Source organism: Enterococcus sp. DIV1682a (assembly GCF_051711005.1).
In the GTDB taxonomy this organism is placed as follows: domain Bacteria; phylum Bacillota; class Bacilli; order Lactobacillales; family Enterococcaceae; genus Enterococcus_B; species Enterococcus_B hirae.
Window position 1 is genome coordinate 1,567,929 of sequence record NZ_JBIOLT010000001.1, and the last position, 21,553, is coordinate 1,589,481.

General features: G+C 34.9%; 22 protein-coding genes, 1 tRNA gene and 1 riboswitch. Of the genes, 7 read left to right on the forward strand and 16 right to left on the reverse strand.

Features of this window, described 5'->3' with window-relative positions; genetic code table 11:
* Positions 1 to 8 precede the first annotated feature (8 nt).
* The 3 genes from IGJ23_RS07120 to IGJ23_RS07130 are packed head-to-tail and all read right to left on the reverse strand — an operon-like array spanning position 9 to position 2,157.
* Positions 9 to 359: an iron-sulfur cluster biosynthesis family protein gene (locus IGJ23_RS07120; protein ID WP_010719080.1), complete on the reverse strand. Its 351-nt coding sequence runs from the start codon at positions 357 to 359 to the stop codon at positions 9 to 11.
* A gap of 45 nt (positions 360 to 404) precedes the next feature.
* On the reverse strand, positions 405 to 1,307 hold the full coding sequence (locus tag IGJ23_RS07125; protein ID WP_034698121.1) for a glycosyltransferase family 8 protein: 903 nt from the start codon (positions 1,305 to 1,307) through the stop codon (positions 405 to 407).
* Positions 1,300 to 2,157 (reverse strand): glycosyltransferase family 8 protein, encoded by an 858-nt coding sequence (locus tag IGJ23_RS07130; RefSeq protein ID WP_010719078.1) that lies wholly within the window; start codon positions 2,155 to 2,157, stop codon positions 1,300 to 1,302. Before IGJ23_RS07130 ends, IGJ23_RS07125 begins: the two co-directional genes overlap by 8 nt.
* A 320-nt stretch (positions 2,158 to 2,477) precedes the next feature.
* Between IGJ23_RS07130 and IGJ23_RS07135 the strand changes: the two genes are divergently transcribed.
* Entirely contained in the window at positions 2,478 to 3,287 is an 810-nt protein-coding gene (locus IGJ23_RS07135) for a Cof-type HAD-IIB family hydrolase (RefSeq protein ID WP_010737655.1), read from the forward strand.
* A 21-nt stretch (positions 3,288 to 3,308) separates the two neighbouring features.
* Entirely contained in the window at positions 3,309 to 3,800 is a 492-nt protein-coding gene (locus IGJ23_RS07140) for an isochorismatase family protein (protein ID WP_010719076.1), read from the forward strand.
* 317 nt (positions 3,801 to 4,117) lie between these two features.
* Here the strand turns inward: IGJ23_RS07140 and IGJ23_RS07145 are convergent.
* Positions 4,118 to 4,191: transfer RNA gene (locus IGJ23_RS07145), tRNA-Ile, on the reverse strand.
* 406 nt (positions 4,192 to 4,597) lie between these two features.
* On the opposite strand from IGJ23_RS07145, the gene IGJ23_RS07150 reads away from it, so the two are divergent.
* The 3 genes from IGJ23_RS07150 to IGJ23_RS07160 are packed head-to-tail and all read left to right on the forward strand — an operon-like array spanning position 4,598 to position 5,554.
* Entirely contained in the window at positions 4,598 to 4,852 is a 255-nt protein-coding gene (locus tag IGJ23_RS07150; RefSeq protein WP_438774766.1) for a hypothetical protein, read from the forward strand.
* A 37-nt stretch (positions 4,853 to 4,889) separates the two neighbouring features.
* Positions 4,890 to 5,135 (forward strand): helix-turn-helix domain-containing protein, encoded by a 246-nt coding sequence (locus tag IGJ23_RS07155; RefSeq protein ID WP_010719074.1) that lies wholly within the window; start codon positions 4,890 to 4,892, stop codon positions 5,133 to 5,135.
* Positions 5,136 to 5,167: 32 nt separating this feature from the next.
* Positions 5,168 to 5,554 carry a TIGR02328 family protein gene (locus tag IGJ23_RS07160; RefSeq protein ID WP_053766832.1) on the forward strand — a complete coding sequence of 129 codons (387 nt, stop codon included), beginning with the start codon at positions 5,168 to 5,170 and terminating at the stop codon, positions 5,552 to 5,554.
* A gap of 276 nt (positions 5,555 to 5,830) precedes the next feature.
* On the opposite strand, the gene IGJ23_RS07165 is transcribed toward IGJ23_RS07160, so the two are convergent.
* A complete protein-coding gene (locus IGJ23_RS07165; RefSeq protein WP_010719072.1) occupies positions 5,831 to 6,031 on the reverse strand; it encodes a cold-shock protein in 201 nt (66 codons plus the stop codon).
* A gap of 345 nt (positions 6,032 to 6,376) precedes the next feature.
* On the opposite strand from IGJ23_RS07165, the gene IGJ23_RS07170 reads away from it, so the two are divergent.
* Positions 6,377 to 6,526, forward strand: a complete 150-nt coding sequence (locus IGJ23_RS07170; protein ID WP_010719071.1) for a hypothetical protein — start codon at positions 6,377 to 6,379, stop codon at positions 6,524 to 6,526.
* Between the two features lie 806 nt (positions 6,527 to 7,332).
* A riboswitch (M-box (ykoK) riboswitch) is annotated at positions 7,333 to 7,501 on the reverse strand.
* A 367-nt stretch (positions 7,502 to 7,868) separates the two neighbouring features.
* Here the strand turns inward: IGJ23_RS07170 and IGJ23_RS07175 are convergent.
* Positions 7,869 to 8,255 carry a DUF1093 domain-containing protein gene (locus tag IGJ23_RS07175; protein WP_010719069.1) on the reverse strand — a complete coding sequence of 129 codons (387 nt, stop codon included), beginning with the start codon at positions 8,253 to 8,255 and terminating at the stop codon, positions 7,869 to 7,871.
* A gap of 442 nt (positions 8,256 to 8,697) precedes the next feature.
* On the opposite strand from IGJ23_RS07175, the gene IGJ23_RS07180 reads away from it, so the two are divergent.
* Positions 8,698 to 9,300, forward strand: a complete 603-nt coding sequence (locus tag IGJ23_RS07180) for a DUF4352 domain-containing protein (protein ID WP_096709071.1) — start codon at positions 8,698 to 8,700, stop codon at positions 9,298 to 9,300.
* Positions 9,301 to 9,777: 477 nt separating this feature from the next.
* Here IGJ23_RS07180 and IGJ23_RS07185 read toward each other — a convergent pair whose 3' ends face one another.
* The 10 genes from IGJ23_RS07185 to IGJ23_RS07230 form a co-directional block, all read right to left on the reverse strand.
* Positions 9,778 to 11,136, reverse strand: coding sequence for a MucBP domain-containing protein (locus IGJ23_RS07185; RefSeq protein ID WP_438774767.1), 1,359 nt, complete (start codon positions 11,134 to 11,136; stop codon positions 9,778 to 9,780).
* Positions 11,061 to 12,185, reverse strand: a complete 1,125-nt coding sequence (locus IGJ23_RS07190; RefSeq protein WP_438774768.1) for an LPXTG cell wall anchor domain-containing protein — start codon at positions 12,183 to 12,185, stop codon at positions 11,061 to 11,063. Before IGJ23_RS07190 ends, IGJ23_RS07185 begins: the two co-directional genes overlap by 76 nt.
* Positions 12,186 to 12,201: 16 nt before the next feature.
* Positions 12,202 to 13,236: a DUF916 and DUF3324 domain-containing protein gene (locus tag IGJ23_RS07195; RefSeq protein ID WP_438774769.1), complete on the reverse strand. Its 1,035-nt coding sequence runs from the start codon at positions 13,234 to 13,236 to the stop codon at positions 12,202 to 12,204.
* Positions 13,223 to 13,909, reverse strand: coding sequence for a WxL domain-containing protein (locus IGJ23_RS07200; RefSeq protein ID WP_438774770.1), 687 nt, complete (start codon positions 13,907 to 13,909; stop codon positions 13,223 to 13,225). The genes IGJ23_RS07195 and IGJ23_RS07200 overlap by 14 nt, the downstream gene beginning before the upstream one ends.
* Before the next feature lie 630 nt (positions 13,910 to 14,539).
* Positions 14,540 to 15,844 (reverse strand): helix-turn-helix domain-containing protein, encoded by a 1,305-nt coding sequence (locus IGJ23_RS07205; RefSeq protein WP_438774771.1) that lies wholly within the window; start codon positions 15,842 to 15,844, stop codon positions 14,540 to 14,542.
* Between the two features lie 553 nt (positions 15,845 to 16,397).
* The gene (locus tag IGJ23_RS07210; RefSeq protein WP_438774772.1) at positions 16,398 to 17,267 is read right to left on the reverse strand and encodes an ROK family protein; all 870 of its coding nucleotides are present in this window, start codon (positions 17,265 to 17,267) and stop codon (positions 16,398 to 16,400) included.
* A gap of 2 nt (positions 17,268 to 17,269) precedes the next feature.
* A complete protein-coding gene (locus IGJ23_RS07215) occupies positions 17,270 to 18,715 on the reverse strand; it encodes a glycoside hydrolase family 1 protein (RefSeq protein WP_438774773.1) in 1,446 nt (481 codons plus the stop codon).
* Positions 18,693 to 19,532, reverse strand: coding sequence for an alpha/beta hydrolase (locus IGJ23_RS07220; protein WP_438774774.1), 840 nt, complete (start codon positions 19,530 to 19,532; stop codon positions 18,693 to 18,695). The genes IGJ23_RS07215 and IGJ23_RS07220 overlap by 23 nt, the downstream gene beginning before the upstream one ends.
* A complete protein-coding gene (locus IGJ23_RS07225; RefSeq protein ID WP_034698145.1) occupies positions 19,529 to 20,446 on the reverse strand; it encodes an ROK family protein in 918 nt (305 codons plus the stop codon). Before IGJ23_RS07225 ends, IGJ23_RS07220 begins: the two co-directional genes overlap by 4 nt.
* On the reverse strand, positions 20,439 to 21,542 hold the full coding sequence (locus IGJ23_RS07230) for a DUF871 domain-containing protein (protein WP_034698148.1): 1,104 nt from the start codon (positions 21,540 to 21,542) through the stop codon (positions 20,439 to 20,441). Before IGJ23_RS07230 ends, IGJ23_RS07225 begins: the two co-directional genes overlap by 8 nt.
* Positions 21,543 to 21,553: the final 11 nt, after the last annotated feature.

Genomic DNA, 21,553 nt, shown 5'->3' on the forward strand with positions numbered 1-21,553 from the left:
AAAGGATGTTAGCTAAAGAAACAGTTGCTTAATTTAATGTTACGATCCAAGACAACAATCTCATTTTCTAAAGAGAAACTGTTTAATTGGTGGTCATATGCAAGATTCAAATGTCTACCTAAATAAGATTGCTCTAATTTAGATGTGTAGATTTCCAGAGTGGGATGTTCGATTTTATTGACGTATTTCCCAAATTCTACAAAGAAAGGAATAATCTGGAAAAAACTACCTTTTGCACAAGCCCCTTTATCTCTTAAAAATGGATCTGAAGAATCAATCAATGCCAAAGCAATTTTTGAATCTTTTCCTACTTTTTTTGTCAATGCCTCCATCGCATGTTTTGTCATCGTGATTTCCATCATCATCATCTCCTTCAGATTATATATAAGTTACGACATTTTTCCTCAGCGGCTCACTTCTGTGTTACGATTGATTCTGGCATAAAGTGGATATTTAGGAAATTTTGCGACACAACGGAAAGCTGTCATGTTTGCATATTTATCGTAGTATTTTTTAGTTGGCCCTTCAAAATCTTTACTCCATGGTTTAACATGACCAGAGAAGTGGATGATCGATGGATCTTTACGTGTTTCTTCGTATTCCTTTTCTCCTTGTGGTGTTGGATGTTTTTTCGCTTTTGCCATGATATATCCTTGAGCATTCCATTTTGGATGTAATGGAATCCAACGATCATGTAAGATTGCATTTAACGCATCTTGATCGTGGAAACGTAATTTTTCAGGATTTTCTTCAATGAATGTTAGAACTTTTTTAGTAATGTCTTGTTCTAACCATTTTTCAACATTGATGAGCATCAATCCAGAATTAAAGTAGCGTGTTGATTTTGCTGGGATCTCCATTTTTTCTAATCGTTGGTGGAAACCAGCATCCTCTACGGCGGCCAAGATCGCACCGTTAAATTCAAGATCCCATAATGGTGTAACATCTTTTACGGTAATCATGTCACAGTCCATATATAAAAGACGTTCGACATTTTTTCCTCTAAATAACTCAGGAATAGCAATACGATAGTAAGCAGTTTCCGGAATACGATCACTTGTTACTACATTTTCAAAGAATTTTTTGTTGATCTTCAAGAATTCAACCTCTGTATTCATACGAGAATTCTTAACAGAGAAACGTAATAATTGTTTGCTTTCATTATCAATGTTGTCATCAATGACATAAAATCGTACAAAAACTTTTGGATCACTATTTTCTAATACTGAAACGAACAGCGCCGCTAGATGAGGCACAAATTTGGTATTACAACTTGATACGATTGCGATTTCTTTTCTTCTATTCATTTACCTCTCCCACTTTCTTTAAAACGCTATGCGCTAATTTTTTTAAATAGACATTTGTATATGGATGATCTTTTAACGTATTCCATGGTTTGTCATGCCCTGTGAAATGAACGATCGACGGCGATTCATTTCCTGCTTTGTATAATTTTTCATACGCAGCATCTGGAGCAGGATGACGTTCAAAGATCAAGGAAGTCTGCATATTCCATTTTGGTTCTAATTGCTCCCAGTCTTCATACAGAACTGCATTTAACGCATCTTGATCATGGTAAATAATTCGATCACCATTTTCTTTTAAATAATTGATTGTTTTTTCAGTGATCATTTTTTCATTCCAACGATCAATGTCGATAACCATCACACCAGAATTAAAATAATAAGCATCTGATTCAATTCCTAACCGTTTCAAAGCTTTCGTTTGACCTGGATCGATGACAGCTCCAATCGTTTTACCATTTAATGGTTGATCATATAAATGAACGATGTCATCTAGTACTAAAATATCTGAATCTAAATAAAGCACTTTTTTATAGTCGTATTTAGCTAAGATCTTAGGTAAAGATATTCTTAAGTATGCTGTAGTAGTAATATGGTCACTTACTAGGAAATCTTCGTAGACATCTTTATCAACTGTTAAAAATTGAATTGTTGCATTGTCTGAATGTTTTTTAACCGTTTGTCTAAGTCCTTCTTTGCTATATTCAGAAATACCGTCGTCAATGACATAAAAATAAATGTGTCTTGTTTTAGTGGAGTTTTCCAGTACAGTGGCAATCATCACGCTTAAGTAAGGAGCGTAATTTTCATCTGAAGCAGTTACTACCGGAACGATACCTTGTTTCATCTCCATTAAAATCACTCCTTTTTCTAATCTTTTTCTAACCTTTTCTATATCCAGAATATGCCTCAATAAACTTTAAAGCAAAAGATATGCTTCATTTTCATTGAATAATTCATAAAAATAAACCTTTTTTATCGAATTGAAAACGTTAACTTAATCGTTTTTCTGCCTATTTATTCAATTATAGGATGTGGAATACTACCTATATATGTCGAATGAAAACTAAGAATATTTTTTGAAAAAATTCAAAAACACAAAGCATTTTATTTTTATTTTAGGAAATTCTCATTTAACCTTAGAGTAAGCAATAGATAAAGGGAGCGAATAATATGAAATTAGCAGCAATTGATTTAGATGGTACTTTACTCGATCGGAATGGAAAGATACCAAAAGAAAACATCGAGGCACTTCAAAACTTTGATCGACATGGTGGGATCGTCACGATTGCGACTGGTAGAAATAGCATCTCTGCTAAAGATGTATTTGAAGAACTTGGGATCGGCGGCTATTTGATTTCATCTAATGGTTCTTTCGTGGCAAAGATGATGAAAGGCGAGATCCTTCACGTATTGAAACGTTCTAAAATTGAGCTTGCTACCCTTAAACGGGCCTTCTTCTTAGCACAAGAGGCAAAAATATCAATTATTGCTAGTCGAGAAACTCAAGATGATCAATTAACCTTTGATGAGTCAAATTTGGTGAAAGATGATCCCTACTACCAACATTTCAATTTACAAAATCAGACATTTGCTGAAATCACCAAGTTATTAGAAGATCCATCTGTCAGCTATTTAAAATTGGCATTAACAGATAAAGATGAATCAAAATTGCAAAAACTGCAACAAGATTTAAAAAGTGAAGGGATTGATTCCGTCTTTTCAGACCCCCATTTTTTGGAAATCACACCTAAAAATGTAACAAAGGCTCACTCATTAATCTTTTTAGCTGAGACCTTGGAAATCGATCCTCATGAGATCGTTGCCTTTGGTGATCAGGAAAATGATATTGCGATGCTAAAAGTCAGTGGAACAAGTATTGCGATGGGAAATGCACAGAAACAGGTAAAAAATATTGCGGATGAAGTAACCAAAACAAATGAAGAAGCTGGTGTAGCGTATATTATCAACAATTATTATTAAGGTTTAAGGAGGGAGAAAAAATTGTTAGTAATCGTCGATATGCAAAATCATATTCTAGATCCTGAGAGTAAATATTATGTTCAGCACGCAGATAAGTTAATCAAACAAATCCACTCACGTTTAGAAGCTGCACGTAAAAAAAACGAATATATTCTTTTTACCAGAGATATACCAGTCGAGCGAAAAGAGCAGGATGAAGAAGGCGAAGATTTGCAAATCATTCCTACACTTGCTCCTAAAGAAAATGAAAAAGTCGTCAAGAAATACTACTTCACGATGCCACCGGAAAGCTTACTTGAGATTAAACAAGAAGCTTTTGACCAAGATGAAAAAGAAAAGCACATTGAAGTCGTTGGTACAGAAACGAATCTCTGTGTCTTATCGAATACCATTGCTTTACAAAGCGTATTTCCAGAAGCTGATTTTTTAGTGGATACAGCTTTTGTTTCTGAAAACAAGCATGGCGATCAAGCGCTAAAACTACTCAAAGATTTTAATGTTGAGTTGAAGTAACCGAAAATAAAACGCCCACAACATTTAACTTTGTGGGCGTTTTATTTCGTTATTTACTAAAGGCTTTTCTTTGTTCGTACTATCTATTTCCTAAAATTTGTATTGATCGTTCCCTCACTTTGTGGAAAGTAACGGTTAGGATTTTCTTACTAATAAACTTCCTATAGCGTTTATAAAAAATATCAAATGAGGTTCCCCATCTCCAATAAACAATAGTTGAAACATCAGTTATTAGTCATTTCTAAAAGCATGCAACTTTTCAAAATAAAAAAACAATGATTATCTAATCATTGTTTAAAGAAACGAGCGCTTTAATATGTACCCTGTAGGACTCGAACCTACGACCGGACGGTTATGAGCCGTCAGCTCTAACCAACTGAGCTAAGGGTACAGTAAAAATTTTAAGATACAAAAATAACTTATATCTACTATAGCATGAATAAAAATCCGAAACAAGCTTATTTAATAAAAATCCAAAAGCATCCCATTAAATAACAAATATTCTATTTGGATCAGACGATTTCCAGCTCTTCCCTCCCTCTTCACCACAAATGCTCTATCACTTGGTATATGAATTGTTTGAATCATTTGTTTTTTCAAACACGTAGCATATTATTTGTTCTGTTACTCGGAACGTGCTATCTTGTATTTGGGTTGTTTTTTTATTCTTATGATTATTTAAGTCGTAATCACTTTTCGAAGTGTTTTCCACCTCTTAGTATAAGTGGTTGTTCGTTGTTAACCTACGACTGAAAATCAATGATTATTTAAATACGAAATCTATAGGAGTTAGTACTATGATAACATTGAGTCGACTTATTTTTTTTATTCCTACCTTAATTCTTATCCCTATTATTTGTTACTTAATCAACTGGAACAAGGAACGCCTAATTTTAGCGTTTTTTACGTTACCAGCAATCTTTTTTTCATATAAAATCTTAAATTATCAGTATTTTGAACCAGATCAATTATTAGTAGCAGAACTGATTGGTTTGATTCTAGCTTTGTTATTACCAATTGCTTATTTGGTTTATTTAAATAGAAAGCATTGATCGATGAATTTATTTGAATGACAAAAGGAGCGAATTTATGAGTATTGAAGAAGCGATTTTATTAGATACACTACGCTGTCGGCTGGATTATCTCCGAAAAAAAAAGAATTTAACCGTTAAGGAAGTGGCTGAACAAACCTCACTCCCGTTGGAAACTTATCTACAATTAGAGCAGGGAAAACGTTGTCCGAGCGCTATCGATCTAATTTTTATTGCGGATTTTTATAATGTATCTGTTGACTATTTGATCGGACGATCAGAAAAACCAGACCGCGTAAATTAAACCATCTAATCTAAATGAAAGAGAGTGAGTAAATGCGCTTATGGCATGAAGAATTAATCCCTTTGCTTCCTAGAAAACAATTATTAGGTCAACATAGAGAATGTTGTGCATTAAGAGGTAATGGTTGGGGAAGAAAGCATGCAACAGTTGATTATGTCTTCCAACATTCCCCTTACAAGCTTTATCAGTATCACCAACTTATTCTTACTGAAATGAAAAAGCGCCATTATCTTCCTTCTCCAGAATGGTCTGTCCCGGAGTACCGTGGGAAAGCCTGTGATCCTTATACTTATCTTTCTCCTCAAAAACAAACTTCACCTATTTATCCTGAGCATGACGAAGACTACCTGATGATCTGTTTAACAAACCTTAAACAAAAAGGAATTGATTTAATCCATATAAAAGCTACGGATTCTTAAAAGTTCATCAGATTTTCCTCATTTATTGATTCAAATAAACGCAATGAATATGAGAGTATGAACCTTTTCTCACTCTCATATTCATTATATTAGGATTCATTTAAACTGTCTGACTGACACATTCATTCGTCGATCACGATTCTTCGCTATTGAATAGGGAGAGGTCCGTATCCCTTCCTCAATAGTCTTCACTTGAGCGGCAGAGCAGCATTTTTCTTTACTAAGAAAAAACAAAAAAACTACTCTAATGAAAGAGTAGTTTTTATTATGACAGTATTAACCTTTTACGATGTTTACTGCTTGAGGGCCACGTTGACCGTCTTCAATATCAAAAGTCACTGCTTGACCTTCGTCTAATGTTTTGAAACCGTCACCTTGGATAGCTGAGAAATGTGCAAAAACATCATTTCCATCTTCAGCAGTGATAAATCCAAAACCTTTGTCTGCGTTAAACCATTTTACTGTACCGTTATTCATATATATTTCCTCCTAATACGTATCAACGTACGATTTTATTGCAATAAATTATTGATAGGCAAAAGGAGTCATAAACTAAAATAGTTAGCTCAAATTACGTTTCAAAATAGATTACTTACTTAATATAGCATAGATAAATGAGAAACACAAGAATAAACCTCTACTTTTTTTATAGTTTTTTAATTAAAGCGAATAGGCTATTTCTATCCTGTTTATCTTATCTTCTATATAAAGTTAAACAATCCTTAATTAGCAAAGTTTTCTTCTTTATGCTATAATAATAAATGGAATTTCGTTATCAACGTTTCGTTGCCTTTCGCAAGAATTTAAGAAAGGAGAATGATTATGACATTCTATAACAAAGACTTACAATATCGTGTAACTCTAAATACTGATTTGAATCTATTTGTGGTATTTGATAAAACAAATGAAAATCGAGTAGCCACTGGAGTGACGATTGAACAAGCAGTGCAAGAATTGAAAAAATCCGCATAGGAGTGAAAACCCCAAATGAACGATTACAGTTCTAGTTCACTTTAAAAGCACCTATTCATTCAATGGTAGGTGCTTTTTTGTCGTCTATTTACCTCACTTTATTCAGTTCTCTCCTTAACTTATTCCGCCATTAATGAGTATACAATTAAAAATTGGACAAGGTAATACAAAACTCTTTGTCGGTTATATACTACGTGCTATTATCTAAATTATGCAAAGGCTGTATAAGGATGGGTCATATGATTACGATGAGTAAATTACTGTTTTGGATCCCTTTTATTGGTATTATTCTTTTTTTGTCTCTTTATACAAAATGGAACAAATATGACATACTAATGCTTCTCTCCTCTTTTCCGTCTATCTATTTTATGATCCAAATTTTAGAATATTCCTATAGTCAACCTGTTCAATTATTCGATTTCTATCTTAAAGGACTCGCTTTTTCCACCATCTTCTATTCCATTCTTGTTTTCATTATTATCAAAAAGAAGAAATAGCTCACTTGTTTTAATGACAAGAATATTATTTTTCACTTTTTAAAATCTGTAACTACTGGCATTCTAACAGAGAAAACTATGCAAGGTGTCCAGCGATATTCAATCGATGTAATAAAAATAATCTTACAGCCTAAAAAACTAACCTAAACAAAATTAGTAAAAAAATTTTTGGAACACCTGCTGCAAAATAACAAATAAACGGCGCTCCAGCATCTGCTCTTCAGACAGGATAAATGTTGAACGTCTACCAACGTTTCATTTTTTTATCCTGTCTGAAGAACTGATTGATGCTTTTGCTACCGTTTTCGTTTGACTTACGTCACGTTTGAGCTTTGGCACTATGCAACGTAAAGTTTGCACTTAGCTACCTTAAGAAAAGCCTTGCTATCGACAATCCCTGTTCTACCCATTGGCGTCTCTCGACATTTTTGGGCAGTAGCTTATGTTTACATAGAAGCCTCACCTAACTATTTGAAGATATTTAAATGAAAATCATCAACGACACTAAAAGTCCAAAAAAGCCGACTACCGGAATCATTCCCCAAGTTACAAAGGTTTTATCCTTAGCAAGCTTAGAGTACCTCTGGTCATTATCCATTTCATTCACCTCATCTTTCTATTCTTAATAAACCATATTAATGATTTTTTGTCAAAATTTCATTCGTGAATCCTAGAATGCGTATTTGGACAATCCCCTGCTAATCTATTTCTCCATCAAATTGCGTCAATGCTCCATCACATGGAATAACTGACCAACAAAAAAATCTAACCAGTACATGCTCCGGCTAGATTTAATAGTTGATTTTGAATCAGACTTTTTATCGTCTCTTTCATTTTTTTGAAAACTAATTTAATTCGTCTACTTTATTTTTGATTTCTTTAGGAATCTTTTCTTCTGCAATTACTCTAGGAGAACTTGTTCTTTTGTCACTGATGTCAGCTTGCACGTAACTACCTGGTTTCAATGGTTGTGGTGCTTCTCCACTCACACTAAATGTTCGTTTAGTTGCTTTGCCATCAGCTTTTACAAAAGTCACGTCATAATGGTAACTATATTCACCCGCAATGATTTTCCCATCGCTGTTCTTTGATTTCGTTTTTTCTGGCACTTCTGTTGGAATCTTAGTGTATGCAGTAGTTGTTTTATACGTTTCGCTATAATATTTGTAACCGAAAAATCCTCCAACTCCTAATAAAATTAATACAATAACCCCGAATATTCCCTTTTTCATAAACTCACCTCATCAATAAATTTAACTTATTTTATCTTTTTTGAGCTTTTTTTTCCATTTATTTATCTTTCAAATTTGTCACATAAATGACATTAACCACTTATCAATAGATGCTTATCATCTCCTACATTTTTTTGATAATCCTACTTCTCTATTACTTTCTCGATACCTAACATGATCTTTCGAATAATAAAAAATAACAAATTTTATAATTACATATTTCCAAATCAAACACATCATGTTACTATATGTAAGTAAAAAATGAATATTCTTATTTGATGCGAACTGTTAGGTGTTTTTTTGAAGCTTTTCATTTGTGAAAAACTGAATATTTGGTAGTAAAGATGTCTTAATAAATGAAACACAAGATATCTATATTTTGGCGACTATCACTACCTGCCATTAAGTGGGAGTAAATTAGATAATTATTATGGAGGAAACAATGGTTAAAAAAAGTGTTGTAGGGGAAGATGGCAAACGTTACGTAGTAAAGGAGAAAAAGCCATTTTATAAAAAAGTTTGGTTTTGGGTACTAGCAATCATTCTTGTAGCAATAATTGGATCTGCACTGGGTGGCTCAGATGACAATAAAGCAAGCGATAACGGCGGAGAAAAAGTGACAAAAACAAGTTCTACTAAAGAAGCTACATCAAGCTCTTCTTCAAAAGAAGCGCAAGAAAGTTTTTACCAAGTTGGGGATACTGTAAAAGTTGGCGATGCTGAGTACACATTAAACAGTGTGGAACTTACTGACGAAAGAAATCAATTTGCAGATGAACAACCTGCTCAAGTAGTCAAGATTACTTACACAATTAAAAACAATGGTCAAAATGACCTTCCTGTAGGAATGGATGTAGAAGTTTATGGCTCAGACGATAAAAAAGCTTCTTCTTATCCAAATGATAATACAATGGGATCAGTTGCTCCTGATAAAGTAATGGATTGTACTGCTCATTTTTGTCTGAATCAAACTGGAGACATCGAAATTCAGTTTAGCCCATTAGTTTCTATCGAAAAAGCGGCTAAATTTAAAGCAACAGTCTAGTTTATAGATTCATATCAGGCCATTTTAGGAAAAAAGTTAAACGACGGTTAGCTATTGATATGGTTAACCGTCGTTTTTTGGTGAAAAACAAGTTCAGAAATAGCGAGTATCTACTGTCCTTCTTTTAAATAGTCACTATCTGTTATCGCTTTGAACAGTTTGTGTATTTTGCGTTCATTTAGTTTTGTTTAGTTTTTTTCATCTCATCCTTCCTAATACTAACTTCTATATATTACATAAAATTTATATTACATAAGTGAACTAATTTTTCGATCGTATTTCATAGTTCCCGCATATCATTTTATAAACCTCGGTTGTATTCTTCTAGTTGGAGTAATCGAACGACAAAGTCTTTGATAAGTCTCTTGATAACCAAAGCTTAGGACACGAATCAACTATTTTCTGACTCGTGTCCTTTGCGTTTATCCTTTTTCTTATGAGGGACTATAAAAAAAAAATCGTTTGGTCAAAACCATCTTATCCTGGCGCATCTTCTAGTGTCCAAATTAGGCTTCCTTGATATGCCCCAGTTTTGTAAAAAGGATGTAATTTTAACTGGATCTTATGATGGTCAGTGAAGCTTGCACTACTCTCTCCTTGCCAAACCAATTGGTCTTCTGCATTAATCGTTTGATCCACTCCACTCCTCTGCAGATGAAGAGCATTATGCAACTGGTCATTCTCTTGGTTAGTTAAAGGTCGTTCTTCTTTTAACTTAACATGCCAATGACTCTTCTCCAACACACTTTCATCGATAAGCTGAATTTCTTTTTGATTCGTTGCTTGTACCGATTGATCTTGACCCGGAATCTGTTGTTCCCCAAACGTCAACTGTTCCGGTAATCTAAGCTTAACCCCGTGATCAATTAAAACCTGACGGCTCTCTTCCTTTGATTTTTGTCCTTTTTCGTTTTCCATATAAAAAGCAACTTCCTTGTTCAACCAATTTTCAGGAAGCTGAACATTCACTTTATCTTGGATCTCGTTTTCGGAACTTGGATAGTCCTTTAACCTTAAGACTTCATCTCCACATTTCGCCATAAATGATAAATTCTGTTTCTCTTCATAAGAAATATGAATCGTCACCTCTCTTGTTTTTGAGAAACGAGAAAACAGTAAAGGATTTTCTTTAGGCATCAAAGTAAATTCAATTGGCGAACCTTTCTTATAATGATGAACGAATTGCTGTTCTTCTGGAGTAAAGATTCCTTGATCCCTTTCCACTATTTCCTTGACTGGATAATATCCGTTCAATTCTGGATATTCTTGTGATAGATCAAAAGAATCTGTTATGATTCCTGAAATGATTTTAGGATCAGAAAGTTGTTGGTTATTTTCATCCAAGTAATTCAGTATGACCTTCCCCACGTAGTATACAGAAGAATAGGCAGAACTCGTTCCTTTCTGTTTGTGATTAATCTGTGTAGTAACAGTGAAAGGAATGTTTAAATAGTCTTCTTTCAAATTCGTTTTATCTATCGGATTTTGCTTACTCCCAATCCACTCAAGATTAAGTTGATAATTCAAAACTGTATCATAAAGATTTTCATTATTAGGGTCTTTTAACGTTAGTTGATAGGAATGATCATCTTTTTGATTCCCCACAAAAAGATCACTAATGTCCGTCCCATCAAACTTCACTACGTTAAAATCTTTAATTTTATATTGTGAGTGAGCTGTCACATCATCCAATGAAAAAGTCACAGATAAATCTTTCATTTTATTCCCATGCCCCACATTCGGTATGGTTTGCATCGCATTTAAAGTAACCTTTTGTTGTTCCTTATCAAAACGCTTATCCACTGCTTCAGCAGCAGGAAACTCTGGACTAGCCAAAAAATCTGTTTCATACATGAGAGAGGATGCGTATTATCTAAGTTTTTAACAACCGTTTCTATTTTAGTTACTGGTTTAGTGATAATCTGGAACTCTTGTGTAGGATGCCCCCATGGTTTCGAAAAATTATTTTCAAAATACGTCCAGAAAGAATGATCATCACTCCACGTATGGTAACTGATATCTGTTGGATTATTCGCAACAAGATATTTTGCCACCTTACCGATATGATTATAGCCGATATACTTGTTTCGATTGATCCCAAAATAATTAAAAGAAGTTTCAATTGGAAAGGCATTCCCCGCTTGATCGAAAAATTCATAAGTAAGAAAGACTTCGCCAGAGATATCGATATCTAAAAAACTCTTTGGATTGCCAATACCGATCTCTCCTCCTGCTTGTCCATCCTTTTTTTTCATTATTATTTTAACATCTACTGGTTTCCCATTGAAAAAGCCAACATTTTTGATCAACGCACTACTTTCTGGATTCTCCTGATTGACAACCAGCCAATTCCCAGAATACTGACCTTTAACTTGTTCCACAGTTGTAAAACTACCATAATGCATCATAAATGTGTTATTGGCGGGAGTTTCTATCGTATTTGCATATCTGAAATACGGAAGATTTGTAATACTTCCAGCTGCTCGAACTTCTTTTGGAAATATGCCAATCAACCCTAACAAAAAAGGAAGTAACCAAATTTTATTAAACTTACGAACAAATTTCTTTCTCTTTTTACACCAATACAGGATGATTAAAGTCAATAGAGCTACACCAATAAAGAGATATAAATGATGGTTAGATTGGTTTGTTTTGGGATACATTTTTATTTTTCCAACTTCTTCAGACTTCGCTTGTCCATCAGTAACTGGTCTATTTCTCTCATTTGGATTAAGAACTTTTTCCATCGGGACAATTTGGTGCGCACTCGTTGGTTGGTAAAAACGAATCCCTACCTGACTATTGACCTGGCTATCAGCTAAACCAATTCGTGGGAAAACAACTAAGAAAGCCAGTAAGAGTATATTGAGCCATCGTTTTTTCATCAATGTGCCACTTCCTTTAATTTCCTTTATTCCTTCGCAATTTTGTAATATGCCACAGTAACAAGCCAATAATGAGTAAGCAAACAATTAGCCCCCCATATAAGTATTGGTAGTTATTGTTCTTCGATTTTTTAAGCTTAACCGTTTTGTCGTTAAGACTTTCATCTTTTCCTTTTACCGTAAAGTCTTTTTTCAACGTCCAAACTTTCCCCGACTTTTCTTTCAAAACGGTAGTTAACGTATACTCTCCTTTTTTTAAAGGTTCATTTTCCCAACTAATCGGTAATTTGAAGGTACTTCGTGGTGCTAAAGAAACCAGCTTACTAACATCGTGTAGTACTTCTTTCTGTTTCTTTTTTGTGATGAAAGCATGAAGATCCAATTGACTCATAATCATTGGTTGTGGATTTGCCAATTTTGCATAGACTGTTAAATAACCATTATCAAGTCCTGGCTTCGCCTCCAAGAGTTTTAGTTCAGGAGCAATTTTTTTGTCTGAACATTGGAGTTGGATACCAATTGTATACGCAAATTTATTTGCTAAGCTAAATCCAGCTGGTTGATCCTCTGCCTTATTCTTTTCTTCATAGCAATAAAAACCACCCAGAATCGTCCCCTCAAATCCAGTTGACGGAATCTTTAATTGAAACACGACATCTTTTTCTTCATTCGGATTCAGTTCAACTGTTTGAGGACCTGAAACCAGTTCTTCTAAAGAAGGACCACCTAATAATTTTTGATCATGTTGTGAATAATCTAGCACCCCATTTTTATTGGTAGTCGCATTATTGGCTGCTACTTTGACTTTTATCTTTTCAGAGCTGGTATTTTTAAGCTTTATCGTCAACTTTTGGGACTGGTTAGGCTCAACTTTAAGATCATAATAGCTTACTTCTGAACGTTGATTCTCTGGCAAGACAGCCTTAGCTTCAAAGTTCACTTCTGTTTTTTCAGCAAAAACTGAGGCAGGGTGGCAAGCAAACAGTAAACTTGTCATAAAAAGGATGGAGACTATCCAGCCCCATCCCGGCCTAAATTTATACTGGAGCATCGCTTAACGTCCAAGTAATCTCAGCTGTATAATTTTTTGCTTCCACACCTGCCCGGGGAACATGTAATTTCACATTTTCGTTCTTGCCATCTGTTCCTTCGAATACTGCAGCAAAAGCCCCTGCACCTTCGCCTGGTTGAGCCAACATAACGGTTTGATTGACTTCGTTTAGAACAAATGTATGAGCTTTTGACTCTACCAAATGAGGTGCTTTGGATGAGTTGTTTTTCGTTACTACTTGACCATTGCTTAAAGATAGCTGTGCGCCTGTCAACTCCGAGTGATCTTTATCTGTTGAAGTAAATGGTGAGATAGATACACCTAATGTCCAGCCTTTCGCTCCCCCACGAGTATCATTCACTTGGACAAATGGCTTTTTATTCAATGCAAAATAATCCGCATCTCCTTGTTGGATTTCTTGTTCACCAAAAGTAATGTTTGATGCGAAAGGAATAGACAATGAGCCTTTCGCTCCTGTGCTTGGATCGTCATCATGGGTATCATCTGGTACCACTGGCTGAACATCACTACCCGAACCTTCCTTCAAAGTTACATTTGTTTTATTTGTGACTTGACTTGTTAGTCCTTCATTTTCAGCTGCACAAACCACGGAACTAGATGTCCCTAATGCCAATAAGGCAAGTCCAGCTATACTAACAACTTGTTTCTTCATAATTCTCTTCCTCCTAATAAAAATTAGTCTGCAATTGCGACTACAACTATTCTTCCATTTCTTGATGAGGAAAAAAACAGTAAAAAAATTCCGGAATCTGGAAAAAAATTAGAAGTACTTTTTTGAAAAACGTTTCGTCTCTCATTTGATTTCCTATTGATACTGCAATAATTGATTGAAAACAGGTGCCAATTCGACTTATTCTCAGCTAAGCCATTTACGATCAAATCCAAAAGTGCTGATTGACTCAATCTATTTTTCAATTAAAAAGAGGTCGTGATATGTCCAGATTTGAGAAAAAGCCGGAGAATCCAAAGACAGTTTTCCTATTTTTGGAATTCTTCGGCTTATTTCAAGGAGCTGATGCTTAAACATCGTTTAGAGTAAAGTGTGAGTTTTATGTCTCAGACTCTGACAAATAAACCCTTGAAAATTTTGATTGTTGATAAGTTTAAAAAAAATAGTTATTTGTTTGTAGCTCTTTCTCTATGCAACTCATATAAGATTTTTTCAAGATTTCGCCAGTTACGTTCTGTCGGAATGTTTTTCATTAACAGTAACGGTGTATTTTTCGTATCCAAGAAATAATTTGAGATTACTAAATCAACCTCTTCAAATTTGGTTTCAGAATCAAAAAAAAGAAAGAGCATAAACATTACTAAACAATGTTTTGATTTTATTCATTAACCATAATCGATGAGGACGATGTAGATCATCCGTGAGCAAAATTTTTATTGGTTGAATACTTTTGAGTAACAATCCATAATAATCCAGCAAATAGTAATAATTTAAAAACAGCTGGTGCGTGTTCTTTAAATGGGGTAATAACTCTGCGGGAGCTATCTGTATCATAGAGTCATGAAACTTCTGAACCATTCGGCAAATTTGAGGATCAAGCTTTTCTACTTCAGATATATATGATTTATTGAAAAAAACATCGGGATTCCCCCAGAAAAAACAGCTTCTTTCATAAAACGCAATCAAGCTAAACAAATGGTTCTGGTTCCTTCGATCAAAGTCGTAATCAAAGACTTCTTTTAGCGAACAACTGAGCAATTCAACTAAACGATAGGCTAAACTTTGACTTTTTGTATGAGCACGCACCGCTTGTTGCTCATAGTACTCCTTTCCCTCAACAATACCGAAAGCATAGATTACCCGATATAGAAAATATCGTTCATTGTCTGGCAATAGTAACTGGCTTTCTTTCAACCACATCGAGACCAATTCAAAGTTTGGATCACTCTCGATTGTTGATTTCACCTCTTCATCTAGTGAAATAATCTGCTTCTTAGTTCTTTCAAGTATAATCGCTAACCAAAAACTCAGCGTTTTCGTTTGTAAAGCATCTAATTTAAATCCATAGGTTTTTTCAAAACATTGAACATACTTCATGATCCTGTCACAATCAATCAAAAAGGGCCAGTGACCATCTCGTGTTGATTCCCAATAAAAATAGTAATAAAAACTTCTGATATTGATCTCTTCGGCTTCTATTTCCAGTTTAAACGAGTGAAAACCGATCTTGTATCTTTTAAAGTAAGGAACTAATAATTTAGCATATCTAAAAACGGTAGATGTACTCGTATATTGTTTTTCTGCAAAGTCTTCGATTCTTTTTTCGGGATATTTGAACATAAAATCAATTAATTGGTAATTATATGATTCTTTATAATAGGGAAGATAAATACTATATATGGGAAAGTCTTCTTCCTTTTGGATACAAAAGCGCTGATTATTCTCATTTTGTAAAACAATTTTCCCATTAAACTGTTCAAACAGCTCTGATAATTCCTTCATATAAAGAGAAATTGATTTAACAGATCCTCCTATATATTGCTGTATCTCATCCATCGTATACCCATTGTCCGCTTCAAGTAAAAAGTGAATTAGTTTCACTTTTTTTTGGGAGGCTTTCGTCAAAAAAGTTTGCATTCAATCACCACCAATTTAAATATTTTTAACTTTCTTAACATTCAAAAGACATTGTTCGTTAACGTTTTGGATTATAGCATACACTGGTTTACGATCAATTCATATGAAATTAACGAGTCATTTTTCAAGTCACAAAGCTAAATCCATTCTCCCATGACAATCAGAAAAATCTACCATTCGGGTAACATTATTTATAATATTTTGTCCAAAATAAAAAGCCCTAGATAAGAGCCATTTTTTTCTTTCTTTCTATAAAACTACGATTTATTAACTAAAACAAAACTATGAATAGTCAACAAAAGTTCAAACATGCTTTTAGCTCTAATTCCATTTATAATCTGATCAATTACTTTTAGACTAGATGGACAACTCGAACTACTCCAGCTGCCAATTTTTGATTTTCTAACTCTCTTATCTTTTATTCGTTTCACACAAACAAAATAAATATCCGAATAGCAAGACGTGTTTCGCTTACAGTGAAGAAGCTCTGACATCTCTCTATTCGGATATATTGAGTATGAAAAAATATTACTTGTGAACGATAGACGATTTTTTACTTAGCTTTTTTGATCATAAAATTGTACACAGCACCAACTAAATTGGCATTATTTCCAAATTTTGAAGGTAGAATCTCAGTTTCCACTCGCTGTGCTCCTGTCCGCGTCCGTAAACATTCTATTTCTTCTTTCATCTTCGTGATAAATAATGAGTTACTGGAAATGGCTCCCCCAATAATTATTTTATCTGGGTCAAAACTGATCATCAAATTATAAATACCTCTAGCACTATACCGACAAAATTGTGTGATTAAATATTTTGCTAATTCATCCCCATTTGTTGCACGTACGAACAATTCTTGCCCATCAATCGACTGGTTTTGACGTTGATTGTATAAGGCAGTTGTACGAACAATACTTGCTAATTCACTAAATGAACCCTCTTCATTTAGCATCATATAGCCAAATTCTCCCCCAAATTGATGTTTTCCTGCCTGAATTTGTCTATTTTGGATAATAGCACCACCTACACCTGTACCAAAAACAAAATATAAAATACTTTGAGCATCATCTGCATGCCCTTTCCATATTTCTGACAAAGCAGCACAATTCGCATCATTTTCCATAGTAACAGGTAATTGAAAATAATCAGATAGCTCCTGAGTGAAACTTCTGTGATGAATGTAATCAATTGCCGTTAATCCGTAAATTTTGTCTTCTTCTTGACTCACAGCTCCAGGTACACTAGTTGCTATCCCATCAATCAGATACCCATCGTTTCGATAACGTTCCAAAATTTTTTCGATTGCTTTTAAAGCTTCCTCCCAAGTTTTGGGCAGTGGCGTCACACCTTGTTCAATCAATTCCTCTTTCCAAAGTCCGTATTTGATTGATGTTCCCCCAAAATCTAAAGCTAAAATGACCATGGTTATACCCCTTCCAAATTGCTGCCATTACTTGCAATGACCTTTTGATACCAAAAATAACTGTCTTTTTTGTAACGCTTAAGGCTTCCTTTTTGCCACTCATCTTGATCAACATATACAAATCCATAGCGCTTTTGATAGCCATTTAACCAACTAAGTAAATCAGTATATGACCAAGTACAATAACCTAAAACTTCGACACCGTCTGTTAAAGCTTCCTGAATCGCTTGAATATGATTTTTGAGATACGTGATTCGATAGCTGTCATGAATCTGGTTATTTTCAGTTAGTTTATCGTATTCCCCCAGCCCGTTTTCAGTAATCATGATGGGTGTTTGATAACGACTAGCAATTCTTCTTAAAGCAATTCTCAGCCCACTTGGATCAATCTCCCAATCCCAATTTGTTCGTTCAACAAAAGGATTTGGGACTTTTTTGTAGACTCCTGGAAGACCACTTTCTCCAGAAGTTCCTTTTTTACCAGTCGTATTCATTTCACCAAAACCAACTCCTGTTAGCGGATTAAATCCATTGGTTGTTGACTGATAATAATTGATCCCTAAAAAGTCTGGTTTGGCACTTGCTAACAACGCCATATCTCCTGGTTCAATTTCAGGTGCCCAGCCCTTTTCTTCTAAATAGCGCAAAGCAGCTAGCGGATAACGCCCCTGCATGTAAATATCCATCCAAAAATTTGCAAGTAGATCCTCCGCATTTTCTGCAGCAAGAACGTTTTGGGGATTACTATCAATGGCATAGTTTGGAGAATAAGCAAAACTTGGTCCAATCTTACCTGGCATCTCTAATTCATGAAATTTATTGATTACTGCTGCATTTGCAAGATTTGCCATATGATTTGCATGATACATACGCTTAGGATCACTAACTCCTGGTGGATGAGCAGCTAACAAATACCCATGGGAAATAAATATGTTCTGCTCATTCAAGCTTATCCAATAATGAACTTTTCCACGAAATGCTTCAAACAATACTTGGGCATAGTTGGTAAAATCTTCGATAATTTTTCGAGATTCCCATCCTTGATACTCTTCTTGTAATGCTTGAGGAAGATCCCAATGATATAACGTCAACATAGGTTCAATGTCATTGTCGATCAATTCATCCACTAAACGTTGATAAAAGGCTAAACCAGCTTGATTGATTGCTCCTCTGCCGTTAGGGAAAATCCGAGTCCATGACACGGAAAATCGATAAGTTTTCAAGCCTTGTTCTTTCATTAATGCAATATCTTGTTTAAAACGGTGATAATGATCAACAGCAATTTCTCCTGTTGTTCCTTTAAATGTTTTACCAGGAATTTTTACGAATTTATCCCAAACAGATTCTCCTTTGCCATCTTCATCATAAGCACCTTCTACTTGATAGGCAGCTGAAGCAGAGCCCCACAAGAAGTCTTTTGGGAAGTCATTTATTTTTTGATGTTCCATTTTCTACACCCTTTTCATTTTCTTCATACCATTCTAGTACCTTAAAAATTTGTTTATCCCAATAGCCCCATTCGTGACTTCCATTAGAATAATCGGTTGTCAATTGGTACTTTTTCTTGTGACATTCTTTTTCAAAAGCTTTTGTATGGTCATATAAAAAATCTTGATAGCCACAGCAAGCAAAATAGTTCGTTGCTTCTTTACCGAGACCCGCTTCCAACATTGTAAAAAGATTTTCTGATTCCGCTTGTGCAAAATTTCCGAAAATCCCTTGCCAATAGAGTTTTTCCTGGTCAGACAATGGTTGCCCAGTCAAAGACTGCTGCTTATTGTTCTTTAACCCGTTAACCACATCTAATGCGCCAGACAATGAAGCTCCATAGGCAAAATAATCACTACGTTTCATCGCTAGTTTGATCGCGCCATAGCCCCCCATTGATAGTCCAGCAACGAGATGATCAGTTCTTTTTGAGGAAATATATGGGAAAAATTCATGACAAATCTGTAGTAATTCTTCCGAAATGAATTTCCAGTAATTCAGCCCGTATTTTGTATCTGTATACCATGACAAGTGTACATTTGGCATTACTACAATCATATTTTTATCTGAGACATAACGCTCGATATTAGAGCGCCTTAACCAAATTGTATGATCATCAGTCATTCCATGAAGCAAATATAAAATTTTATAAGTTTCAGATTCGGGAGCTTGTGACACACCGATTGAATGGTTCTGTCTTTGAGGGACGATCACCTTCATTGTCGTGTTCATATTCAATGTTTTGGAAAAAAAATTAATATCAAAAAGAGCTGTCATTGATTATCACCTATCTGTTGCATATCTATGATTTGTTTTACTGAACCAATTACACCGGCATCATTTGCCAATTTGCAAGGAATGACTTGGGGCATTTGAACGCTGGATAATACTCGGTACTCATGAATAATTCTTGTATAAGCTGCTTGTATCTCCGCCATAATCTGAGAATTTCCACTAACCCCTCCTCCTATCAAAATAGCTTCGGGTGCTATATACACACTAATGTTGGTTAGAAGTCGGGCAACATCATCTAAAAATTCATCTACATATTTTTTAGCTAATGCATCTTTTTGTGCGGCCAAATCAAAGATATACTTGGCATCCTTCACTTCTTTCCCAATCGCTAAGCTGTATTTGCGACATAAACCGCCGACAACACCCGCATGTAATGAAGTAGAATCCAGTTTATATTCCTGATTTTCTCTACCCATTAAAGAAACACCGAACTCACCAGCTAAACCACCTTGCCCCCAATAAAGCTTACGATCAATCACGATCGCCCCTCCAATAGCGGAGCCTAAAGTCACGCAGACATAATTACTATAGTTCGCCCCATTTCCAAGCCAACCTTCAGCTAAGGCAACCGCTTTACTATCAGTAATGATTTCCACTGGTAGTTGTAAATGGTCTTGAGCAATTTCTTTAACGTTCAAGCCAATCAATTTTTTTAAGGAGCCTGCTGTTTGCATCGTTCCATCATGATTTATAACTCCTGGTAAACTAATTCCTACACCAGAAATATCTAAATACTGTTGTTGCTCGTTTAAATAATTTTTCAAATCGGTCAAAATTTGTGTCATATCATTTGTACTAGTGATTTTTTCTTTTTTTATTATCTGTCCTGTAGAATCAACTATCCCTAATTTAATAAAGGTCCCCCCGATATCGACACCTAAGTAATAGCTAGTCATACTGTTTGTTCACCTCACAAAATCTAAAATCTTCAAAGCGTTGTATGTTTTTCATCTCAAATAACCGATCTTCCGGAATATGCCCCACAAGATTGATTTTTTTATCACCAGGGCGATCTTTCAAAGCAATTTGAACTTCACCTTTATATTGCCCATAAGCCTCATTTAAAATGAGAATATCCCCTTTTTTGATCATCTGAACTGGGTGATTGCTAGGCAATGGTTTATCTACAATCTTAGCGCGAAGCCTAGTTGAACGAATCATATAATCCGAAGAGTCTCCTCGATAGTTATGCGTGTAGTCAAATAAGAGCTGTCGTTCGAATGCAGTAATATCTTCCACTAAGGTGATATCTATTTTTTTCATTGAATCTTTGGCAGCTTCACTGACTTGACGTAATTCTTCTTCTGAGGCAAACATCGTACCAATCAGGACATCATCTATTAGACCACTTTGTAAAAGATCCCTCACTTGTATTCCTATTGGTAGGTGACGATGTTCCTCTAAGGTACAAAGCCCCTCTTGTAATGGCCAAGGGCCATGTTCCCCGGACTGAGAAGTAACAAATGCTGCTGTCGTTAAATAACTTTGACAGAATTTTATTGAATACTGCTTAAACTGCTCTCTGGATAGCCCTGTATATTGCTGTGGGAAAAAATTATGGCAACCAGTAAGCTGCTTTCGATTCGGACCATAATCCAAAATTTGATCAAGATAATGAGAATAATTGCTCATATTTAATTCAATCTTGATACCATGGGGATTTTTAGTCATTTCAGCTTCTTCTTTCCCTGTCATACCAGCATCTAAGCGAATACAATTAATTCCCCAATCAGCTAAAAATGTTAAGTCTTTATAGGACTCTCCTAAAAGATCAAATATTGGTGGGATAAAATCAATGGCTACTTCAAATTCTTGCTCTCTTGCTTCTTTGATTATTTTTAAATATTTTTCCATGGACTCACTGACATTGTTCCGATCAATTTGAAGCAAGCTCAAGAATACACGTTGAAAGCCATACGATTTTGCTAAAGCTAAATAGTTTTTCATTTCATTAAATGAAGCTTTTTCTGGATATAAGGAAATTCCTAACACTGGATTTACTC